This is a genomic window from Sanguibacter biliveldensis (genome assembly GCF_033798665.1).
Classification (GTDB): Bacteria; Actinomycetota; Actinomycetes; order Actinomycetales; family Cellulomonadaceae; genus Sanguibacter; species Sanguibacter inulinus.
The window spans coordinates 1,732,402-1,753,584 of sequence record NZ_CP138359.1 but is presented as its reverse complement, the minus strand read 5'-3'; the positions used below and the strand labels follow the sequence as shown (position 1 = coordinate 1,753,584).

The window sequence follows — 21,183 nt, the reverse complement described above, 5'->3', positions numbered from 1 at the left end:
AGGGGTGGATGGCCCAGCCGACCGGGTGGAAGTTCTCCCCATCGACGGTCTCGCCGTGCGGGGACGACGATGGGCAGCGAGAATTCACCGACCGCGTGATGCACGTCGCGGCCCCCCACCCCCCTGGAGCACCCTCATGCGCACCTCCCTCCTCGTCCGTTCGTCCGCAGCGCTCCTCGCGACAGGGATGGTGCTCAGCGGCTGCTCGAGCGACGGTGACGAGAAGGTCGCCTCGCTCGTCTCCGCCGAGGCGACCGACGACGCCACCGACGAGAGCACCGACGAGGCGACGGAGGACGCGGACGACGACGCGACCGACGAGGCGACGGACGAGGCGACCGAGGACAGCACTGACGACGCCGACGACTCGGGCGACGGGTCGGTCGACGGCACCCAGGTGATCGACGTCGACGGGTCCGACAAGGACCTCACCCTCGAGATCCCGACGGGGTGGCAGCCCTCCGACGCGATGGACAGCTCACCCTTCATCATCTTCGTGGCGGTCTCCCCCGAGGTCTACGAGGCCTTCAGCCCGAACGTCGTCGTGACCGTCGAGGACGTCCCGTCCGGGGCGTCCGAGGACGACATCTTCGCCAACCACACGGCGGCCGCGCTGAGTCTCGACTCGACCGAGCCCGACGGCAGCACGGGCACTGTCGGCGGCTACCCGTCGCACACGGTCTCCGGGCTGCGCGAGGGGCCCTCGGGCGAACAGCTCGCGCAGAGCTCGACCCTCGTGATCGTCGAGGGCGACGACGGCTCGACGGTCGCACTGGCCCTCGCGCTGACCACCCACGCCGACGACTCGGCCGGGCGCGACGTGCTCAGCGGCGTGCTGTCCTCGGCCACGATCAGCTGACGGGACCGCACCCATGGACCAGGCACGACGGGTCGTCGTCACCGGCGGCAGCGGAAAGCTCGGGCGCGCGTGCGTCGCAGACCTCCTCGAGCACGGCTACGAGGTGGTCAACGTCGACATGGCGACACCGCCCGCAGACCAGGGCTGCGCCTACGTGCGCGCCGACCTCACCGACCTCGGGCAGACCCTCGCCGTGCTCACGGGCGTGGACGACAGGTACCGGGGCGTCGACGCCGTCGTGCACCTGGCGGCGATCCCCGCACCGGGCGGGTTCCCGGACCACGTGATCTTCGAGACGAACACCGTCTCGACGTACAACGTGTTCTCCGCGGCACGGACGGCCGGGATCCGCACGGTCGTGTGGGCCTCGAGCGAGACCGTCCTCGGTCTGCCCTTCGAGACCCCTCCCCCGTACCTGCCGGTCGACGAGGAGTACCCGGGCCGGCCGGAGTCCTCGTACTCGCTGTCCAAGCTGCTCGGTGAGCACACGGCCGCGCAGATGTGCCGGCAGGACCCGTCGCTGATGATCCACGCGCTGCGGTTCTCCAACGTCATGGAGCCCCACGACTACGCGGCGTTCCCGGGCTTCGACGCCGACCCGTCGCTGCGCCGCTGGAACGCGTGGGGGTACATCGACGCCCGTGACGGCGCGCAGGCCATCCGACGCTCGCTCGAGCACGGGCACCCGGGCTTCGAGGTGTTCGTCATCGCCAACGCCGACACCGTGATGAGCCGCAGCAGCACCGAGCTGGCCGCTGCTGAGTTCCCCGGCGTCCCGCTGCGTGAGGGTCTCGGCACGCACGAGACCCTGCTGTCGATCGACAAGGCGCGACGGGTGCTCGGCTTCGAGCCGCAGCACTCGTGGCGCGACCAGGTCTGAGCAGCCTCGCCGCTCGCAGCTCGCGGGGACGCCGCACCCGGTGGGCGACATCCTGCGAGCGCCACGACCAGGGCCGACGCGCGGCGGGCGACCACCTGGCGGTCGCCCGCCGGTCTGTCGGCCGTCGTCCCTAGACTGACCCCATGCTCACCGCGCGCGCTGCCGCCCTGAAGTCCGCCATCGCCTCGCGCGTCGTCGTCGCCGACGGCGCGATGGGCACCATGCTCCAGGCGGCCGACCTCAGCCTGGACGACTTCCAGGGGCTGGAGGGCTGCAACGAGATCCTCAACGTCACCCGCCCCAACGTGGTCGAGTCGGTCCACGACGCGTACTTCGCGGTCGGCGTCGACTGCGTCGAGACGAACACCTTCGGGGCCAACTGGTCGAACCTCGGGGACTACGGCATCGACGACCGCATCTTCGAGCTCGCCGAGGCGGGCGCCCGGGTCGCGCGGCGCAGCGCCGACAAGCACGCCACGCCCGACAAGCCCCGCTGGGTCCTCGGCTCGATGGGGCCGGGCACCAAGCTGCCGAGCCTCGGGCACACGAGCTACGCGCACCTGCGGGACACCTTCGCCCAGCAGGCTGCCGGTCTGGTGGCCGGCGGCGCCGACGCGATCCTCGTCGAGACCAGCCAGGACCTCCTCCAGACGAAGGCGGCCGTCAACGGCTCGAAGAAGGCCATGGCGGAGTCGGGTGTCGAGGTGCCGATCTTCGTCCAGGTGACCGTGGAGGCGACGGGCACCATGCTCATGGGCTCCGAGATCGGCGCCGCCCTCACGACGCTCGCGGCGCTCGGCATCGACTCGATCGGGCTGAACTGCGCGACCGGCCCGGCCGAGATGAGCGAGCACCTGCGCCACCTCGCCAAGCACTCGGCCGTCCCCGTCACCTGCATGCCCAACGCGGGGCTGCCCGTGCTCGGCGCCAACGGTGCGCACTACCCGCTGAGCCCGGCCGAGCTCGCCGCAGCGCACCAGCAGTTCGTCCGGGAGTTCGGTCTCGGGCTCGTGGGCGGCTGCTGCGGGACGACGCCCGAGCACCTGCGCGCCGTGGTCGAGGCCGTCGGCGGGGCGCCCGTGGTCGAGCGCTCCCCCGAGCCCGAGAAGGGCGTCGCGAGCCTCTACACGCACGTGGACTTCGACCAGGACGCGTCGTTCTTGGCGATCGGCGAGCGCACCAACGCGAACGGCTCGAAGGCCTTCCGTGAGGCGATGCTCGCCGAGGACTGGGACGAGTGCGTGCAGATCGCCCGGGCGCAGACCCGCGACGGCGCGCACCTTCTCGACGTCTGCGTGGACTACGTGGGGCGCGACGGCGTCGCCGACGTGCGGTCTGTCGTGTCCCGTCTCGCGTCGGCGTCGACGCTGCCCCTGGTCATCGACTCGACCGAGCCGCCGGTCATCCAGGCGGGTCTCGAGCTCGTCGGCGGTCGCGGGGTCGTCAACTCGGTGAACTTCGAGGACGGCGACGGCGAGACCTCGCGCTACGGGCGCATCATGCCGCTCGTCAAGGAGCACGGGGCGGCGGTCATCGCGCTCACCATCGACGAAGAGGGCCAGGCGCGCACCGCCGAGACCAAGCTCGCGATCGCGAGCCGCCTCGTCGACGACCTCACCGGCCGCTGGGGCATGGACGTCGCCGACATCATCGTCGACACCCTCACCTTCCCGATCGCCACGGGACAGGAGGAGACCCGCCGCGACGCCATCGAGACCATCGAGGCGATCCGCGCGCTCAAGGCGAAGTACCCCGGGGTGCACACGACGCTCGGCGTCTCGAACGTCTCCTTCGGCCTCAACCCGGCTGCGCGGGTGGTCCTCAACTCCGTGTTCCTGCACGAGGCCGTCCAGGCCGGGCTCGACTCGGCGATCGTGCACGCCGCGAAGATCCTCCCCCTCGCGAAGATCCCCGACGAGCAGCGCCAGGCCGCCCTCGACCTCGTCTGGGACCGCCGCGAGTACGACGCCGACGGCGCGATGACCTTCGACCCGCTGGCGCGTCTCCTCGACCTCTTCGCCGGGGTCGACACCGCGGCGCTCAAGGACCAGCGTGCCGCCGAGCTCGCGGCGCTCCCCCTCGGCGAGCGGCTCGAGCGTCGCATCCTCGACGGCGATCTCAAGGGGCTCGACACCGACCTCGACCAGGCGCTCGGCGAGGGCATGACGGCCCTGGCGATCATCAACGACCACCTGCTCGCCGGGATGAAGGTCGTCGGAGAGCTCTTCGGCAAGGGCGAGATGCAGCTGCCCTTCGTGCTGCAGTCCGCCGAGGCCATGAAGACCGCCGTGGCCTACCTCGAGCCGCACATGGAGAAGACCGACGAGGCCGGCAAGGGCACCATCGTGCTCGCGACCGTCCGAGGGGACGTGCACGACATCGGCAAGAACCTCGTCGACATCATCCTCACCAACAACGGCTACACGGTCGTCAACATCGGGATCAAGCAGACCATCGCGGCGATGATCGACGCGGCCGAGGAGCACCACGCCGACGTCATCGGCATGAGCGGGCTGCTCGTGAAGTCGACCGTCGTCATGCGGGAGAACCTCGAAGAGCTCAACGCGCGGGGCCTCGCCCAGAAGTACCCGGTGCTGCTCGGCGGTGCCGCGCTGACCCGGACCTACGTCGAGGACGACCTCGACGCCGTCTACGACGGCCAGGTCCGGTACGCCCGCGACGCCTTCGAGGGCCTGCGCCTCATGGAGCCCCTCGTGCGGGTCGCCCGCGGCGAAGACGTCGCGTCGGTCGGTCTCCCGCCGCTCAAGAAGCGCCGCCACGCGACTGTGACAGTCACCCAGACGGCCGACGAAGACCTCCCGCCGCGGTCCGACATCGCCTCCGACAACCCCGTCCCGACGCCGCCGTTCTGGGGGTCGCGGATCGTCAAGGGCATCCAGCTCGCCGACTACGCGGCGTTCCTCGACGAGCGCGCGACCTTCATGGGCCAGTGGGGGCTCAAGCCCTCCCGCGCCGACGACTCCGCGAGCTACGAAGAGCTCGTCGAGACCGAGGGCCGCCCGCGCCTGCGCGACTGGCTCGACCGCATCAAGACCGACAACATGTTCGACCCCTCGGTCGTCTACGGGTACTTCCCAGCGGTCGCCGAGGGTGACGACATGGTGATCTTGCACCACGAGGGCCCCGACGGCGGCTCGGGTGGCGAGCCCGGCACGGAGCGCATGCGCTTCACCTTCCCGCGGCAGCGCCGCGACAGGCACCTGTGCCTGGCGGACTTCGTCCGCCCGAAGGACTCGGGCGAGGTCGACGTGGTCGCCTTCCAGCTCGTGACCGTCGGCGCCTCGGTGGACCCGCACACAGCCCGTCTCTTCGCCGAGAACAGGTACCGCGAGTACATGGAGCTGCACGGGCTCTCCGTCCAGCTCACCGAGTCCCTCGCCGAGTTCTGGCACTCCCGCGTCCGAGAAGAGCTCGGCTTCGCCGCCGAGGACCCGGCAGACCTCGACGGCATGTTCAAGGTCGACTACCGCGGCGCCAGGTTCTCCCTCGGCTACCCGGCCTGCCCCGACATGGAAGACCGGCGCAAGGTCATGGAGCTGCTGCGCGCCGAGCGGGTCGGTGTCGTGCTCTCCGACGAGCTCCAGCTGCACCCGGAGCAGTCGACCGACGCGATCGTGTTCCACCACCCTGCGGCGAAGTACTTCTCGGTGTGAGCGTGGCCGGCGGGTCAGCAGGACGGCCCGCCCCGGGCGGGTCCGTCCCGCAGGGAGCCACCGCGCTACGCCCGACCTGGGAGTCGCTCCCAGCCCGGGTACGCCAGACCGTCGAGTCGCGGCTCGGGTCGGCCGTGGTCGACGCCCGGTCGCAAGACTCGGGCTTCACCCCCGGTCTCGCGTCACGGCTGCTCCTCGCAGACGGTCGGCGCGTCTTCGTCAAGGCGGCGTCGACCGAGATGGCTCCCTGGATCGTCGAGGCGTACAGGCGCGAGTGCGAGGTCACGGCTACGCTGCCGGCGGGCGTGCACGCCCCCCGGGCCCGGTGGACCTCCGAGGACGGACCGTGGTTCGTCGCCGTCATGGACGACGTCGACGGGCACCACCCCCGCCGTCCGTGGCGAGCCGACGAGCTCGCGACCGTCGTGGCGATGCTCGCCGAGAACGCCCGGGCACTCACGCCCCCGCCCCACGGCCTGCACGTACCGCTCCTCGCCGACGAGCTGGCTGCCGAGCTCGCCATGGTCCGCGATCTCGACCTCCCGTGGCGCGACACCTGCGTCGACCTCGCCGCGCGGATGCTCGCCTCCCCGGCGACCACGGTGGTCCACACCGACGTCCGCGACGACAACGTCCTCCTGACCGAGCAGGGTGCTGTCACCGTCGACTGGAACTTCGTGGCCGCCGGACCTGCCTGGTTCGACACGGTGTCTCTGCTCGTCCAGGCGTACGGCGACGGGATCGACTCCGACAGCGTGCTCGCCGGTGACCCGCTCACCCGGGCCCTCGACCCGGATCTCGTCGACGGTGTGCTCGCCCTGCTGCTGGGCTACTTCACCTGGGCCGCCGCGCAGGAGCACGTCGAGACGTCTCCGTACCTGCGCAGCCACCAGGCCTGGTACCGGGACGCCACCTGGTCGTGGTTGTCGGACCGTCGCGGGTGGAGCACCGGCTGAGGCGCGTCACCGCCCGGCCAGCACCCCGCGGCGCTGGGCACGGCGCAGCGTCCCGAGGACGGGACGTCCCAGCAGCAGGACCGCGACGACGTTCGTCACGGCCCGCAGGGTGTCCCACGTGGGGGTCGAGGTCGTCAGCGTGAAGACCGCGAAGCGGCGCAGGTTCTCGGCGAGCTCCCCACCAGGCACGTAGGAGACCTGCGTGCCGCCGCCGAGCGCGAAGGGCCAGAACCACAGGTTCATCAGTGCGCCGAAGACGTAGGCGACGAGCGCCGCGTACACGGCGAGAGCACCGATCTCGACCCAGCCCCGAGGACGGACCCGCCGGGCCAGCACGCGTCCCAGCAGACCGGCTCCGAGCCCGATCCAGCCGGCTGCCATCATCTGGAACGGCAGCCACGGACCGACTCCCGCGGTGATCAGCGCCGAGGCGGCGAGCGACACCGTCCCGAGCAAGAACCCGAAGGTCGGGCCGAAGACGTACCCCGCGAGGACGAGGAGGAAGAACACGAGCTCGATGCCCCCGGTCCCCGCGCTCAGCAGCCGCAGCGCCGCGTTGACCGCCGACAGCACACCGAGGAGCGCCAGCACCCGTGGGTCCAGCTCACCGCCGGTGAGCTGGACGAGCAGCAGGACGAGCACGACCGGGAGCAGGACGACGAGCAGCCACGGTGCGCTCTGGCCGGAGGCCCGTGGGAGCACGCTCGCGACGAGAGGCCAGCAGAACATCACCAGCCCGAGCAGGCTCGTGAGAACGAGCAGCACTGTCGACGCCGACCGGGCGGCGGTCCCCCGGTACCCGACGAGCGGGTCTGCGACGGGCAGCCGAGCCTCAGCAGCCCGGTCTCTGCCCCGCGTCACAGCGCCGTGCTCCCGAGGACGTCGGACACGCGGAACCAGGGGCTGGGCGCGAAGACCTTGGCCACCTGGGGCGCGAAGCCCGTCGAGGCCGTGAGCATCTCGCGGGCCGGTCCGTCGGCGACGATCTCGCCCTGCGCCATGAGGACCACACGATCGGCGAGGTCAGCGGCGAGCTCGACGTCGTGGGTCGCGACCACGACCGCGGTCCCCTCGCGCGCGATCGTGCGCAGGGTGTCGACCAGAGTCGCCTTCGCCGCGTAGTCGAGGCCTCGTGTCGGCTCGTCGAGCAGGAGCACCCTCGCGGGCACGGCGAGGACCACCGCGAGGGCGAGCGCGAGGCGCTGCCCCTCGGACAGGTCACGGGGGTGGGTACCGCCGTCGACCCCGCCGACCATCGACGCGAGGAGCGCGCGCGTCGTGCCGTCGGGCACAGCCGCGTCGTGGTCAGCCGCACGGCACTCGTCGTCGACGGTCTCGCAGAAGAACAGGTCGGTCACGTCCTGCGGGACGAGGGCCACCAGGTCACGGGCTCTGCGCGGCCCGACGTCGGCCGGATCGCTCCCGTCGACCTGGACGTGGCCGCCGTCGCGGCGCCCGCTCCCCTGGAGCGCCCACAGCAGCGACGACTTACCCGAGCCGTTACGGCCCATGAGGGCGACGACCTCCCCCGAGGACAAGTCGGTCGAGACGGAGCGCACAGCCTCGAGGGTCCCGTAGCGGACGCTGACAGACCGGGCGACGAGCCGCGGGTCATCATGCGCTGCTTCCCGCGGGCATTCCAGAGGAGCAGCGGGCTCCCGCGCCGACCCGTCGTCCCGGACGACGAGCCGCGCGAAGGGACGCGCCGCGCGCACCGTCAACGGAGCGGGGTCCCAGCCGAGCGCGTCGGCCAGCCGCAGCAGGGGTGGTGCGCTCGACGTGCCCCGCAGCAGCTCAGCAGCGCCGCCGGAGCGCACCGATCCGTCCCCCGGCAGGTAGAGGACCCCGTCGGCTGCGTGCAGGACACGCTCGAGCCTGTGCTCGGCCAGGACCACCGTGAGGCCGAGGTCTTCCACGAGCCGGCGGACGATCGCGAGCACCTCTTCGGCGCCGACGGGGTCGAGGGCCGACGTCGGTTCGTCGAGGACCAGCACCTGCGGAGCCGCCGTCAGCACCGCACCGATCGCCACGCGCTGCTGCTGGCCGAGGGAGAGCGAGCGCAGCGGGCGCTCGCGCAGGTCGGCGAGCCCGACGAGGTCGAGCGTCTCCTCGACACGTCGGCGCATGGCTGCCGGGGACACCCCGCGCTGCTCCATGGAGAAGGCGAGCTCAGACTCGACCTCCGAGGTCACAAAACCGTGCGCAGGATTCTGGGCGACATAGCCGACGAGGTCGGCCAGGTCGCGGGGCCGCACGAGCCGGGTCGAGCGGCCGTCGACCGTCACCTCTCCCGTCATGACGCCGGGCGAGAAGTGCGGGACCAGACCGTCGACCATGGCCAGCAGCGTCGACTTGCCGGAGCCGGTGCCACCCGCGACGAGCGTGAGCTGACCCTGCACGATCGTGGTCGAGACGTGGTCGAGGACAACCCGGCCGTCGTCGTGGACCAGGCTGACGTCGTCGAAGACGATCATGCGAGGACTTCCTCTCTCCGAGGACGGACCGCTGCCGTCGGGGGCGCGACGACGACAGGCAGCGCCGTGAGGAGGGCGGCGGCGAGGCCGACCGCCGAGAGCGCCGGCAGGAGGACAGGTCCGGGATGCGCGACACGCGGGCCGACTGCGACGACGAGCAGACCCAGAGCCGCCATCCCCGACGCAGCGACCAGCGCAGCCCGGACCGTCCAGCGCTCGGCTCTGTAGACCGTCCGGCGTGCTGTCGTGCCGGTGCGCAGCGCGACCACGCAGAGCAGGACCGCCAGGCAGGTCAGAGCCGGGGCAGCCCACCCGGGCCAGGACGCGTCGAAGAGCGCGTAGGTCGCGAGGGCGACGACGCCCACGGCTCCGAGCAGCGAGACCGGCTGCACGAGCCGACGCACCGATGGACGCACCGAGGTGCGACGGAGCACCGACGCGGACGAAGACGACGCAGGGAGCGGCACGGGCACAGCGCCGTAGCCGCGGGACTCCATCGCCGCGGCCAGCGCGGACGACCTGTCCATGGTCCCTTCCAGGACCGGGACGACGGTCCGGCGCAGCCCGGGGCGCTTCCCACGCAGGCGCGCGGCCTGCCGCACGTCGATGACAGAGCGTCCCAGGGTCGGCAGGACCGAGACCGCGACGACCAGCGCCGTGGTGATCCCGGCGAGGGCGGACGGGGCGTGCCGCAGCAGACCGAGCGCGTCGGCGAGGGTGTGGGCGGCTCCGACCGCCAGGATCACGACGGCGAGCTGGAGGCCTCCGGTCAGGCCACCGAGCAACGCCTCGCGGGTCACCGTGCCGAAGAGCACGACGGGACCGACCGAGACCTCGGGCAGCGTCAGCACCCCGGTCCCCGCACCCGCTGGCAGCACGACACGGAAGACCAGCCGGACCGCGACGGTCCAGCCCGCGACCCAGAGATAGGTGCGGAAGACCGACCCTCGACGGGACGGGTCGGCGCACGAGGCGACGACCGCGAGGATCGCAGCGACGAAGGTCACCAGCACGACCAGGTGCGTGGTCGTCGTCGCTGCGGCAGCGACACCCAGACCCCACACCCACCACGCCGCGGGGTGGACCGGCACTCGGTGCCTCACTGTCGTCGACCCCGCGCTCGGGCTGCCGCGAGACAGAGCAGCCCCCCGGCCAGCCCGAGCCCCACCAGCGCCACGACCCCGGGCGAGGCATCGACAGACGGCGATGCACTGGGTGAGATGAGGTCCCGGGTGGACCCTGGAGCATCGAGGGCCTGCCCCTCGACGACCGGGCTGGTCGAGGCCCCTCCGGTCCCGAGGGCGCCCCACCCCTGCGGGATGACCCCCTCGTTCGCGTCCGCAAGGCTGACCTGCGGAGGCGGGGCCTCGCCGGACGTCACGAAGACAAGACCTACGGCATCCCCTGACGCAACCCCCGTCGAGGTCACCCCGCGCGTCGCATAGGTCCACGTCGATGCGTCGGTCGAGGTCCACAGCGCCCAGTAGGCCCCTTGAGACGGGGTACGCAGGCAGGGCTCGGTCCCGACGCTGCCGTCGGCTCTCAGGACGTCTTCGTCGAGCGCCGGGCGTCCGTCGACCCTGCACACAAAAGCCGCTCCCCACTGCTCGGTCCCCTGGAGCTCGATCCCCGCTGTGGCCAGGGCGTCGTAGGCCGTCACGGGCCCGTCCGCCGCAGCACAGGCGAGCCCGCTCACCGGCCCGAGTGCGCCCGTGTCGAGCACGCCCCCGTCGACCACCACCGTCACCCCGTCGCACGCCGTCAGGCCCGACGACCTACCCGGCCCCGGAGGACCCACCTCGACGCCACCCGACAGGCTGGCCACCACGGCCGGACGCGCCGCAGCACCACCGGTCAGCACCGCGTCCGCGGCTCCGGAGCCCGGCGTCGCCGCAGCCCCGGCCCCGACCACGAGGGCCGGACCGAGGACGGCGGCGAGGACCAGGCTCTTCACGGCTCTGTGCTAGCCGAGCAGGTCGTCGAGGCCTTCGCCCGCGAGGGCGACCGTCGCCTGGGCTGTCGCGCGCACGTCAGGCTCGTCGGCGAGGAGGAACGCGCCTGTGTCGTCACCGTCGGTCACCTGCTGGGCGAGGAGCCACGAGATGCCCTGGCTCGCGTCGGCGTCGCCGTCCTCGAGGGCCGAGACCGCGACCGCTGTGCTGTTGACGCTCGGGCCGTCGCTGTCGGCCGAGGCCCACGACGTGCCTGCGCCGTCTGCGGCACCGACCGAGTCGAGCCACGCGAGCGCCTGCACGATGACGGGTGCGTCGTCGTCGGTCCCGGCCACGACCAGCGCTGAGACGGCGAAGGCTGTCGAGTCCACGTCGGAGACGCAGTCGGCCGGCGCCGAGCTGGACAGCTGTGCCGGGAACCCGGCACCCTCGCACTGCTGCGCGGCGAGGTAGTCGACGGCCTGCTGCGGTGCGGCGTCCTGGGTGGCGAGGGCGGCGACGGCCCACGACTGCGAGATCGTCTGCGAGTAGTCGTCAGCCCCGAGGTCGGAGAACCGGCCCTCGTCGGTCTGGAGGGCGAGGAGCTCCGCCGTGAGGTCACGTCCGCCGATGCTCGTCGCCGGCAGGTCGGCCGCCTCGGTGATCGCGAGCAGCTTGCCTGTCGCGCCGGCGTACTGGGCGGTGGTCCCGTCACCGACGTAGGCCGCGACGGCCTCGTCCGTGGTGAGCGCCTCGGCGTAGGTCTGGGCCGCGTCGTCCTGGTCTGCCGCGAGGAGCGCGAGCACCACGTCGGCGGTCAGCCCGTAGTCGTCGTAGGCGACACCGTCGAACTCGGTCTGGAACACCGTACCGGCCGCCGCCTGGCTCTGCAGCCACGCGGCAGCCGCGGCGGCCTGCGCCTCGCTGTCACCAGCACCCTGCGCAGGTCCGGTCGTCGCCGGTCCGCTCGTCGCGTCGCTCGTGGACGAGGCGGATCCTGACGCCGACGGGGCAGCAGGGGTGTCGTCCGACGAGCAGCCGGCGAGCAGGCCGAGCGCGAGCGTCGCGGAGGTGGCGAGCAGCAGATGGGGTCGACGGTTCACTGAGGTCCTCTTCGGGTGGTGCGGGGCGAGGGCCACGCGCTCTCCGCGGACCCGACCGTGCCTGCTGACCGGTCGCGTGCAGTCTAGGTGGGCTCGGCCGTCTGGTCCGGGGGTGCCCGTCAGGCGAGCGGCACGCCGACGCGCTCGACCTCGATCGAGTACATCCTGGACCCCTGGGCCTTGGTGAACCCGAGAGTCGAGTACAGCCCGAAGGCACCCGAGGGGTTGTCGGTGTCGACGTCGAGCTCCGCGTACTCCATGCCCGACGCCTTGTAGGCCTCCATCGCGGCGCCGAGCAGCGCCACGGCGAGCTTGCGACCGCGGTACTCCCTCCGCACGCCCAGCGTCTCGATGTACCCGCTCGAGTACCCCGCGACAGGCCAGTCCTGCTCGTAGCGACCCGACAGCAGGTACGCCGCGACGTCAGGTGTGCCGGCGCTGTCGTCGAGCGCGACGAAGCTCCAGGCCGGTGCGAACATGGAGCGTCCCTGGGCCCACGACTCCGGGGTCGCGGGCTCGCTCCCCCAGTGGTCGCGGAAGGCGTCGTTGTGGGCGAGCCTCACGGCGTCGTCGAGCTCCTCGCTCCAGGGCGCGATCCGCAGGCCGCCGTCGAGCTCGGGGTGGCGCACGGGCTCACGGAGGTCGCGTCGGAGGTTGGAGTAGAAGCGGTTCGCCTGGTAGCCCGCCGCCTCGTAGAGGTGCCAGTGCGAGGGCGAGGTGTCTTCGAGGTACGCCGCGATGCGGCCGGAGACGTCCTTGTCGGACGCCTCGAGGATGTCTTTGGCACGCCGGGTCATCCAGGCCACGAGCGCCCGGCCGACCCCGGCGCCGCGCGAGAGCGGGTGCACGCCGCCCATGACGAAGACGCGCTGGGTCGTCTCGTCACCGGGACGCGCCTCGAGGCACGCGTAGGCGCGGAGCACACCGTCCGCGTCGACCCCGGCGACGGTGTCTGCCGGGATGTCCTTCCAGTCGCCCTCGAAGATCTCTTCGACCTCTGCGTGGGACGTCCTGTAGGGCTGCTCGTCCGCGACCTCCATCGTGACGATGAGCTCGTAGAGCGCGTCGACGTCAGCGGTGCTGAGCGGACGCCAGGTGAGCCCGAGATCGCCGGGCAGCATCGCGACGCTCGCGCGCCTCGCAGCGGTCGGACCGCCAGGCTTCTCGTCTGTCATGAGGTCAGCGTAAGGACACCGGGCCGAGCAGGCACGGATATCAGCGGATCCTCGGCGCGTTGAGGGTCCTTTCGGGGTGCTTCGCCCCGGTCCGACCACCGTCAGGCGTCGATGCGTGCCCTGTCGAGCTCGCTCGCGCCGGCGACGATGAAGTCCTTGCGCGGGGCGACGTCAGAGCCCATGAGGAGCTCGAAGACCCGCTCGGCGTTCTCCGCGTGGGCAGCGGTGACACGCCGGAGCGTGCGGTGGCGCGGGTCCATCGTCGTCTCGGCAAGCTGGTCGGCGTCCATCTCACCCAGGCCCTTGTACCGCTGGATGTCCTCCTTGTACCGCTTGCCAGAGCGGTCCAGCTTCTTGAGGACAGCTGCGAGCTCGGCCTCGGAGTACGTGTAGATGTACTCGTTCTTGCGAGACCCAGCCCCGATGACCTCGACCCTGTGCAGCGGCGGCACGGCCGCGTACACCCGACCGGAGTCGACGAGGGGGCGCATGTACCTGAAGAACAGGGTGAGCAGGAGCGTGCGGATGTGCGCGCCGTCGACGTCGGCGTCGGTCATGAGGACCACCTTGCCGTAGCGGGCGGCCTCGAGGTCGAAGGAGCGTCCCGAGCCTGCACCGAGGACCTGGATGATCGCCGCGCACTCGGCGTTGCGCAGCATGTCGCTCACCGACGCCTTCTGCACGTTGAGGATCTTGCCGCGGATGGGCAGCAGCGCCTGGAAGTCCGAGGACCTGGCGAGCTTGGCGGTACCGAGCGCACTGTCGCCCTCGACGATGAACAGCTCGGAGCGGGCGACGTCGTCGCTGCGGCAGTCCGCGAGTTTGGTCGGCAACGAGCTCGTCTCGAGAGCGTTCTTGCGCCTCGAGATCTCCTTCTGCTTGCGGGCGGACAAGCGGGCGCGCATCTCGGCGACGACCTTGTCCATCAGCAGGGACGCCTGTGTCTTCTCGTCACGCTTTGCAGAGGTGAGCATCGCACCGATCTGCTGCTCGACGACCCGCGCGACGATGGCCCGGACGGGTGCCGTCCCGAGGATCTCCTTCGTCTGCCCCTCGAACTGGGGCTCGGCGAGACGGACCGTCAGCACCGCTGTCAGGCCCGCCAGGACGTCGTCCTTCTCGATACGCTCTGCCGAGTCCTTGGTCGAGACCTTGAGGCGTCGGGCGTTGGTCTCGACAGCCTTGCGCATGACCTTGAGCAGACCAGCCTCGAAGCCGGACAGGTGCGACCCGCCCTTGGGCGTCGAGATGATGTTGACGAAGCTGCGCACCTCGGTCTCGTAGCCCGTGCCCCAGCGCAGGGCCAGGTCGACCTCGCAGTCGCGCGAGACCTCCTGGGCGACCATGTGCCCGCGGTCGTCGAGGACCGGGACGGTCTCCTTGAAGCTGCCGGAGCCGGTGAGGTGCCACGTGGCGGTCACCGGGGTGTCAGGCGCGAGGAACTCGACGAAGTCGACGGTCCCGCCGTGGTGCACGAAGGTCTCCTCGTGCGGGCCGTCAGCGCCCGGGGTCCCCTCGAGACCGCGCTCGTCCCGGACGGTGATCGTCAGCCCGGGGACGAGGAACGTGGTCTGGCGCACTCGGGTGACCAGCTCGTCGTAGGCGAACACGGCGGTCTTGGGGAACACCTGGCGGTCGGCCCAGTAGCGCACCCGGGTGCCCGTCGTCCCCCGCTTGGCCTTGCCGACGATCGCGAGCTCGGAGGTGCTGACGAAGGGCGTGAACGGAGAGTCGGGGCTCGGGCCGCTCTTCGGGTCCTCGAACTGACCGGGCTCTCCGCGCCGGAAGGTCATCCTGTGCACCTTGCTCGACCTGTCGACCTCGACGTCGAGGCGGGCCGAGAGCGCGTTGACGACAGAGGCACCGACACCGTGCAGACCGCCCGACGCCGTGTACGAGCCACCGCCGAACTTCCCGCCGGCGTGCAGCTTGGTGAACACGACCTCGACACCGCTCAGACCGGTCTTCGACTCGATGTCGACCGGGATGCCGCGGCCGTCGTCGGTCACGGTCACCGAGGTGTCCGCGTGGAGGATGATGCCGATCCGCGTGCAGTGGCCGGCGAGCGCCTCGTCGACGGAGTTGTCGATGATCTCCCACAGGCAGTGCATGAGACCGCGGGAGTCTGTCGAGCCGATGTACATGCCCGGTCGCTTGCGGACAGCCTCGAGCCCTTCGAGGACAGAGAGGTGCCGAGAGGTGTAGCTGGATTCAGCGGATGCGGTCGTCACGACCCTGAGCCTAATCGGTGCCACCGACACGGGGCCCACGACCGGCCGCAGGCGCGGCGACGGGCTCGCTGCCGCGAATACGCGCGGAGCGAACCGAGCCGTCCTGAGGGGAATGATCTGGCGCGGGGATGGTTACATACTGATGTGACTACCTCATCGACCGAAGCCATGACAGTGGCCGACCGCTGCGACCGCTGCGGCGCTCAGGCCTACGTACGAGTGCAGCTCCCCTCCGGCGAGCTCTTCTTCTGCGCCCACCACGCGCGTGCCCACTCCGAAGCCTTCTCCTCGGTCGCGACCCACGTCCAGGACGAGACGGACCGTCTGCTCGCGGAGCACGGAGCCGGGTCGACCGCACGCGGCTGACCGCACCCACACCTGACCGACGACGCGCCGGTCGTGACACTGCCACCGCGGTGCACGGCCGGCGCGTCGTGCGTCCGCAGGTGACCGAGACCACGGGCACCTGCAGCCGCGCGTGTCAACCGCTCCTCACCTCGCATGAGAGAGTCGGGGGATGAAATTCCGAACCCCCGGCCTGCTCGTGGCCGTGCTCCTCGCGACCTCCCTCGCGGCATGCTCCGACAGCGCAGAGGCCCCTTCCCCCACCACCCCAGCTGCGACGACGACGACGGCCCCGGCCGAACCTCCTGAGCAGCAGGTCCCGGTGCCCGGCGAGCCCCTCACGGTCCTCTTCATGGACTACGCGCCCGCAGCCGAAGGAGACGAGGCCTTCGCCCCGACGATCGAGGGACTCGCTGAGCTGGGCTACGACGTAGCGCCGATCGACGTGAGCTGCGTGGAGGGCGGCGCCAAGACGCTCGGGGTCGAGGACGACCCGACGAGCCGCGCCGTCGTCCTGTACTTCGACAGCTTCGAGACCGCCGACACGTTCTCGACCCTGTGGTCGGGCAACATCTACGGCTCCGTCGAGACCACGGTCTGCGAGCAGGCCGCCGGCTGAGCACGACCCTCGGGCCGCGCCGTCGTGGCCCGACGCACAGCACCACCGTCACGCGAGAGAGCCCGGTCACGTCATCGACGTGACCGGGCTCTCTCGCGTGCGCGGCTGTCGACCGTCAGTCGAGGTAGTCGCGCAGCACCTGCGAGCGGCTGGGATGACGCAGCTTCGACATCGTCTTGGACTCGATCTGGCGGATCCGCTCACGCGTGACCCCGTAGACCTTGCCGATCTCGTCGAGGGTCTTCGGCTGGCCGTCTGTCAGGCCGAACCGCATCGACACGACGCCAGCCTCTCGCTCGGAGAGCGTGTCGAGGACCTGGTGCAGCTGCTCCTGGAGCAGCGTGAAGCTCACAGCGTCAGCCGGGACGACGGCCTCGGAGTCTTCGATGAGGTCACCGAACTCGCTGTCGCCGTCTTCACCGAGGGGGGTGTGCAGCGAGATGGGCTCACGCCCGTACTTCTGCACCTCGACGACCTTCTCGGGGGTCATGTCGAGCTCTTTGGCGAGCTCTTCCGGTGTGGGCTCGCGGCCGAGGTCCTGGAGCATCTGGCGCTGGACGCGGGCGAGCTTGTTGATGACCTCGACCATGTGCACAGGGATGCGGATGGTGCGGGCCTGGTCGGCCATCGCACGGGTGATCGCCTGGCGGATCCACCACGTGGCGTAGGTCGAGAACTTGTAGCCCTTGGTGTAGTCGAACTTCTCGACGGCACGGATGAGCCCGAGGTTGCCCTCCTGGATCAGGTCGAGGAACAGCATCCCGCGGCCGGTGTAGCGCTTCGCCAGGGACACGACGAGGCGAAGGTTCGCCTCGAGCAGGTGGTTCTTGGCACGACGTCCGTCTCCCGCGATCCACTCGAGCTCGCGCCGGGCCTTGGGCTCGAACTTGGCGTCCGGCGCGCTCAGACGCTCTTCGGCGAACAGGCCCGCCTCGATGCGCTTGGCGAGGTCGACCTCCTGCTCGGCGTTCAGCAGGGCGACCTTGCCGATCTGCTTGAGGTAGTCCTTGACCGGGTCGGCCGTCGCGCCGGCGGTGACGACCTGCTGGGCCGGCTGGTCGTCGTCGTCGGAGTCGGAGAAGACGAAGCCGCGCGACTCGTCGGCCTCTTCGGGCTTCTTCGACGCGGTGGTCGTCTCGTCCGTGTCGTCGCCCTCGACCTCGACCTGGTCGGCCTCGTCGACGTCGTCGGCCTTGCGGCGACCACGCTTGGCCGGTGCCGCCTTGGCGGCGGTCTTGCGCGGTGCACGCTTGGTCGTGGTGACAGGTGCGGCGTCGTCAGCCGTGGCGGCAGAGCCGTCGGCCGGAGCGGCGGTGCCGCTGACGACAGGCTCGGGTGCGGGCTGGCCGACCGTGCGGGTCGTGATAGCGGCGGCCTTCTTGGGCGCGGCCTTCTTGACGGCGCGAGCCGTGGTGCTGGTGGCACGGGTCGTCGACGCTGCAGCCACCGTCGAGGTCGGGAGGTCGACGTCGACCCCGGCGGTCACGAGAGCACGGAAGACAGTCTTGAGACGCTTGGCGTCGCCGACCTGTGCCTGCTCGCAGGCATCGCGGAAGGACTCCGCGTCGACACGACCGTGGGTCGCACCACGACGGAGGAGTTCTTGGAGAGCGGGGTGCTCGAATTCACGCGGGAGGGCGGGATTCGCAGAGATGGGCGCCACAAACGACCTTTCGGCATCTCAGGGAGTCAGAGTCGGCTGGCTTGAGCGATGGTCCACGAGGACGCATCGACGCTGCCGTAGAACGACCATTATAGTCGGTCAGCCGCCCGATCGGTGCGGGACAAGGGATTTTCAGCCCTCCTCCGAGCACCTCGGGCACCTGCTCCCGGGGCGACGTGCGGGGAACGCGGGTGGAGTCCCGGCGCACCGTGCACGGTGCACGGCGGGCGCCGTGCACTGAAGTCGTCAACGAGCCGCACGACGGGAAGATTCCCGGTCTGCCACTCCGGTCCAGGCTGCCGCGGGCTCAGGTCCGAGACACCGCCGCAGGCTCAGGAGCCGGGCGTCCGGGCGGGCTTGACCGCGAGCACGGGGCACGGGCTCCCGAGCAGGATCCGCTGAGCGTTCGAGCCGAGGATGAGCTTGCCGACAGGGCTGCGACGACGCAGACCGATGACGATCACGTCGGCGTCGATCTCCTCGGCCACGGAGATGAGGTCTTCGGCGACGTCGCGCTTCTCACCGAGGATGCGGATCTCGACCTCGACGCCGACGCCCTGGGCGTCCCGCCGCAGCACCTCGAGCTCGAGGTCACGCTGCTCGACGGCGTCAGGAGCGGGCGTGCCACCCTTCTCGGTCACGACGACCACGAGCCCTGTGCCTCTGCGCTCGGCCTCGACGACGGCGGCCTCGAGCCCCTGACGTCCCTCCACAGTGGCGAGATAACCGACGACGACGCTCATGCAGCCCTCCGAAGTACACAGATCCACTCCGCGACCTGGTCGGCAGCGGCAACCCTGAAACTACCCGACCGCTGGCGTCGTGGCACCCAGGGCCCTCGTCATCGCCCCGCAGGCGGTGGGACGGCCGCCCACCCTGGCGGCATCCCCGCGTCGAGAGCCGTGCGCAGCAGCCTGGCGAGCCTGTAGTCCCGCTCTCCGGGGATCTGGTCCAGGTGGGCTGCGGCGAGCGCGGCGTCCCCGTGCCACCAGGCCACGAGCGCGAGCAGCGTGCGGCCGGGCGCAGCACGGGGGTCGTGGTGCGCGACGACGAGCTCGAGCGCCCGGCGCCCCCGCTCGGTCTCGCCGTCAGGTCGCACGCCGGCGGCAGGGTCGAGGAGCGCCGCGACAGCCCTGCCCACGGCGTCGCTCGTCGAGGTGTCCTGCGGAGGCGACCCGACCTCTTGGACGATCTTCTCGGGGAGCGGGCCCGAACCTGGGACGAGCGAGACGAGGACAGCATCCCGGAGCACCACGTCGTCGAGCGCCGCAGCCACCTGCCCGAGCTGTGCAGGCTCCGCCGAGCCCTCGACCGCCCGGTGCCAGGCCACGAGACTGCGCTCGAGCCAGTCGGCGTGGGCCGGGCCGCGCAGCCCGTCGGCAGACCGCGCCCTCCTCCACGCGACGGCTGCAGCCCGCGCTCGTCGCCTGTCGTTCTCGGGCACCGGCGCGAGGTCGGCCAGCTGGTCGCGGCTCACCCGCACGGTGGCACCGGCGAGCACCATGTGCGCCCCCACCTGCGTCGACTCGAGGTCCTCGAGCGGTCGCCCCTGCGCGGGGCAGCAGAGCCCGTCGACGCAGTCGAGACGGCGGTACCCGGCCCGCCCCACCACCCAGACGCTCGCGACACCGGGCGGATCGGCTGCGTACGCGGCGGTCGCAGCGGCCGTCCAGGGGCGCGAGCCGTCGGGCGCCGCACCTGGCAGCGCGTCGTCGGTGTAGACGACCACCAGGACGGTCGCAGCACCGTCGGAGCGCAGGTGGTCGACGAGCCGGGCGGCGACCGCCGGACCCGTGACGGGGTCGCAGACGTCGTCCAGGTCGGCCCGCGCCACGAGACCCACGCGACCGTCGGGGCGTCGCAGGCTCACCAGGACGAGACTCTCGCGGGGCTGGAAACCGAGCTGGAAGGGGATGAGGGCGAGCAGCTCGCGCGGCTCGCAGACTTCGAGTGTGATGGTCATGACCCGAGCCTGAGGTCCACGCCTCGTCCTGTCCGCCGCCTCGTGCGAGCCTGTGGCTCGCGACGGTCCCCACGGCCCCTGTGGACGACCTCCAGGCGCGGGACGACGGGCGACACACGGTCCGCGGTGCTGCTGTCGTCGGCCTCGCCGCCTAGGCTCAGCGCATGCCTTCTCACGCCTCTGCGCTCGTCGACCGCGAAGACCTCCGACAGCAGGTGGACGGACGGCTCCGGTCGGTCCTCGCCGAGCAGGCGGACGTCCTGGCCCGCATCAGCACCGACGCCGAGCCGCTCGTCGACGCCTGGACCCAGATGCTCGTCGGCGGGAAGCGTCTGCGAGCCGCCTTCGCCTACTGGTCCTGGCGCGCTCACGGTGGTCGCCCCGGCACGGCCGAGGCGACAGCCCTCGTCGGGGTGGGAGCCGCTCTCGAGCTCTTCCAGGCAGCCGCGCTCTTCCACGACGACGTCATGGACCGGTCGGACACCCGTCGCGGCATCCCCACAGCGCACCGGACCTTCGCGGCCCGCCACCGAGACTCCGGGTGGTCCGGCGACGCCGACCAGTTCGGGCTCTCCTCGGCGATCTTGCTGGGCGACCTCAGCCTCGTGGCGAGCGAGGACGAGTTCCTGCGGGCCGTCCACGAGATGCCGTCGGCACAGACAGACCCTGCGCGCAGGCTGTTCACCCAGATGCGCACCGAGGTGACGGTCGGGCAGTACCTCGACATGCACGCGCAGATGCTGCCGTGGACCGACGACTTCGACGCCGACGAGCGCCGCGCCCGCGAGGTCGTGCGGTCCAAGTCGGCGCGCTACAGCGTCGAGAGCCCGATCCTGCTCGGCGCAGCCCTCGCCGGTGCGACGACGCGCCAGATGGAGGTCTGCAGCGCCGTCGGCCTGCCGCTGGGTGAGGCCTTCCAGCTCCGCGACGACCTGCTCGGCGCCTTCGGAGACCCGGCGACCACGGGCAAGCCTGCTGGTGACGACCTGCGTGAGGGCAAGCGGACGCTGCTCGTGGTCCGCGCGATGCGTGCGCTCGACCCGGGTGCGCGGACCAGGCTGGCGTCGCTGCTCGGCGCGCCAGACCTGACCGCGGCGGACGTCGACGAGATGCAGCAGACCATCCGGGCGACCGGTGCACCCGAGGAGGTCGAGACGCTGATCGAGACCCTCAGCGACTCCGCGCTCTCCGCCCTCGACGCATCAGGGCTCGACGGGTCGGCAGCCGAGACGCTCACAGCTCTCGCCCTCGCAGCCGTCCAGCGCGCCGCCTGAACCACCCAGACGCACGAAGACCCGCCGCCTCGACGA

The 21,183-nt window shown here is 71.3% G+C and carries 17 protein-coding genes; 7 read left to right on the top strand and 10 right to left on the bottom strand.

Annotated features, from left to right (window positions below):
* The first annotated feature begins 136 nt into the window (after positions 1–136).
* The 4 genes from SANBI_RS07620 to SANBI_RS07605 all read left to right on the top strand — a co-directional run bounded on the left by SANBI_RS07620 (position 137) and on the right by SANBI_RS07605 (position 6,369).
* Positions 137–859, top strand: a complete 723-nt coding sequence (locus SANBI_RS07620) for an LpqN/LpqT family lipoprotein (RefSeq protein ID WP_319160492.1) — start codon at positions 137–139, stop codon at positions 857–859.
* Positions 860–872: 13 nt separating this feature from the next.
* Positions 873–1,739: an NAD-dependent epimerase/dehydratase family protein gene (locus tag SANBI_RS07615; RefSeq protein WP_319160490.1), complete on the top strand. Its 867-nt coding sequence runs from the start codon at positions 873–875 to the stop codon at positions 1,737–1,739.
* Between the two features lie 143 nt (positions 1,740–1,882).
* Positions 1,883–5,413 carry a methionine synthase gene (gene metH, locus SANBI_RS07610; RefSeq protein ID WP_319160488.1) on the top strand — a complete coding sequence of 1,177 codons (3,531 nt, stop codon included), beginning with the start codon at positions 1,883–1,885 and terminating at the stop codon, positions 5,411–5,413.
* Entirely contained in the window at positions 5,410–6,369 is a 960-nt protein-coding gene (locus tag SANBI_RS07605) for an aminoglycoside phosphotransferase family protein (protein ID WP_319160485.1), read from the top strand. Before metH ends, SANBI_RS07605 begins: the two co-directional genes overlap by 4 nt.
* A gap of 6 nt (positions 6,370–6,375) precedes the next feature.
* On the opposite strand, the gene SANBI_RS07600 is transcribed toward SANBI_RS07605, so the two are convergent.
* The 7 genes from SANBI_RS07600 to SANBI_RS07570 form a co-directional block, all read right to left on the bottom strand.
* The gene (locus SANBI_RS07600; protein ID WP_319160483.1) at positions 6,376–7,230 is read right to left on the bottom strand and encodes an ECF transporter S component; all 855 of its coding nucleotides are present in this window, start codon (positions 7,228–7,230) and stop codon (positions 6,376–6,378) included.
* The gene (locus tag SANBI_RS07595) at positions 7,227–8,843 is read right to left on the bottom strand and encodes an ABC transporter ATP-binding protein (protein ID WP_319160480.1); all 1,617 of its coding nucleotides are present in this window, start codon (positions 8,841–8,843) and stop codon (positions 7,227–7,229) included. Before SANBI_RS07595 ends, SANBI_RS07600 begins: the two co-directional genes overlap by 4 nt.
* Positions 8,840–9,934, bottom strand: a complete 1,095-nt coding sequence (locus tag SANBI_RS07590) for a CbiQ family ECF transporter T component (RefSeq protein ID WP_319160478.1) — start codon at positions 9,932–9,934, stop codon at positions 8,840–8,842. The genes SANBI_RS07595 and SANBI_RS07590 overlap by 4 nt, the downstream gene beginning before the upstream one ends.
* A gap of 8 nt (positions 9,935–9,942) precedes the next feature.
* Positions 9,943–10,797, bottom strand: coding sequence for a hypothetical protein (locus SANBI_RS07585; protein ID WP_319160474.1), 855 nt, complete (start codon positions 10,795–10,797; stop codon positions 9,943–9,945).
* Between the two features lie 9 nt (positions 10,798–10,806).
* Entirely contained in the window at positions 10,807–11,877 is a 1,071-nt protein-coding gene (locus SANBI_RS07580; protein WP_319160471.1) for a prenyltransferase/squalene oxidase repeat-containing protein, read from the bottom strand.
* Positions 11,878–11,996: 119 nt separating this feature from the next.
* Positions 11,997–13,052, bottom strand: coding sequence for a GNAT family N-acetyltransferase (locus SANBI_RS07575; protein WP_319160470.1), 1,056 nt, complete (start codon positions 13,050–13,052; stop codon positions 11,997–11,999).
* 101 nt (positions 13,053–13,153) lie between these two features.
* Complete coding sequence (locus tag SANBI_RS07570; RefSeq protein WP_319160468.1) at positions 13,154–15,283, bottom strand: DNA gyrase/topoisomerase IV subunit B; 2,130 nt, start codon at positions 15,281–15,283, stop codon at positions 13,154–13,156.
* A 168-nt stretch (positions 15,284–15,451) separates the two neighbouring features.
* Between SANBI_RS07570 and SANBI_RS07565 the strand changes: the two genes are divergently transcribed.
* Positions 15,452–15,649 carry a DUF7455 domain-containing protein gene (locus tag SANBI_RS07565; protein ID WP_228087150.1) on the top strand — a complete coding sequence of 66 codons (198 nt, stop codon included), beginning with the start codon at positions 15,452–15,454 and terminating at the stop codon, positions 15,647–15,649.
* A 151-nt stretch (positions 15,650–15,800) separates the two neighbouring features.
* Positions 15,801–16,247 (top strand): hypothetical protein, encoded by a 447-nt coding sequence (locus tag SANBI_RS07560; protein ID WP_319160465.1) that lies wholly within the window; start codon positions 15,801–15,803, stop codon positions 16,245–16,247.
* Between the two features lie 115 nt (positions 16,248–16,362).
* On the opposite strand, the gene SANBI_RS07555 is transcribed toward SANBI_RS07560, so the two are convergent.
* The 3 genes from SANBI_RS07555 to SANBI_RS07545 all read right to left on the bottom strand — a co-directional run bounded on the left by SANBI_RS07555 (position 16,363) and on the right by SANBI_RS07545 (position 19,873).
* Positions 16,363–17,910 carry an RNA polymerase sigma factor gene (locus tag SANBI_RS07555; RefSeq protein ID WP_319160463.1) on the bottom strand — a complete coding sequence of 516 codons (1,548 nt, stop codon included), beginning with the start codon at positions 17,908–17,910 and terminating at the stop codon, positions 16,363–16,365.
* 332 nt (positions 17,911–18,242) lie between these two features.
* Complete coding sequence (locus SANBI_RS07550; RefSeq protein ID WP_056132157.1) at positions 18,243–18,653, bottom strand: universal stress protein; 411 nt, start codon at positions 18,651–18,653, stop codon at positions 18,243–18,245.
* A gap of 98 nt (positions 18,654–18,751) precedes the next feature.
* On the bottom strand, positions 18,752–19,873 hold the full coding sequence (locus SANBI_RS07545) for a DUF4192 domain-containing protein (protein WP_319160461.1): 1,122 nt from the start codon (positions 19,871–19,873) through the stop codon (positions 18,752–18,754).
* Positions 19,874–20,037: 164 nt separating this feature from the next.
* Between SANBI_RS07545 and SANBI_RS07540 the strand changes: the two genes are divergently transcribed.
* A complete protein-coding gene (locus SANBI_RS07540) occupies positions 20,038–21,147 on the top strand; it encodes a polyprenyl synthetase family protein (protein WP_319160458.1) in 1,110 nt (369 codons plus the stop codon).
* Positions 21,148–21,183: the final 36 nt, after the last annotated feature.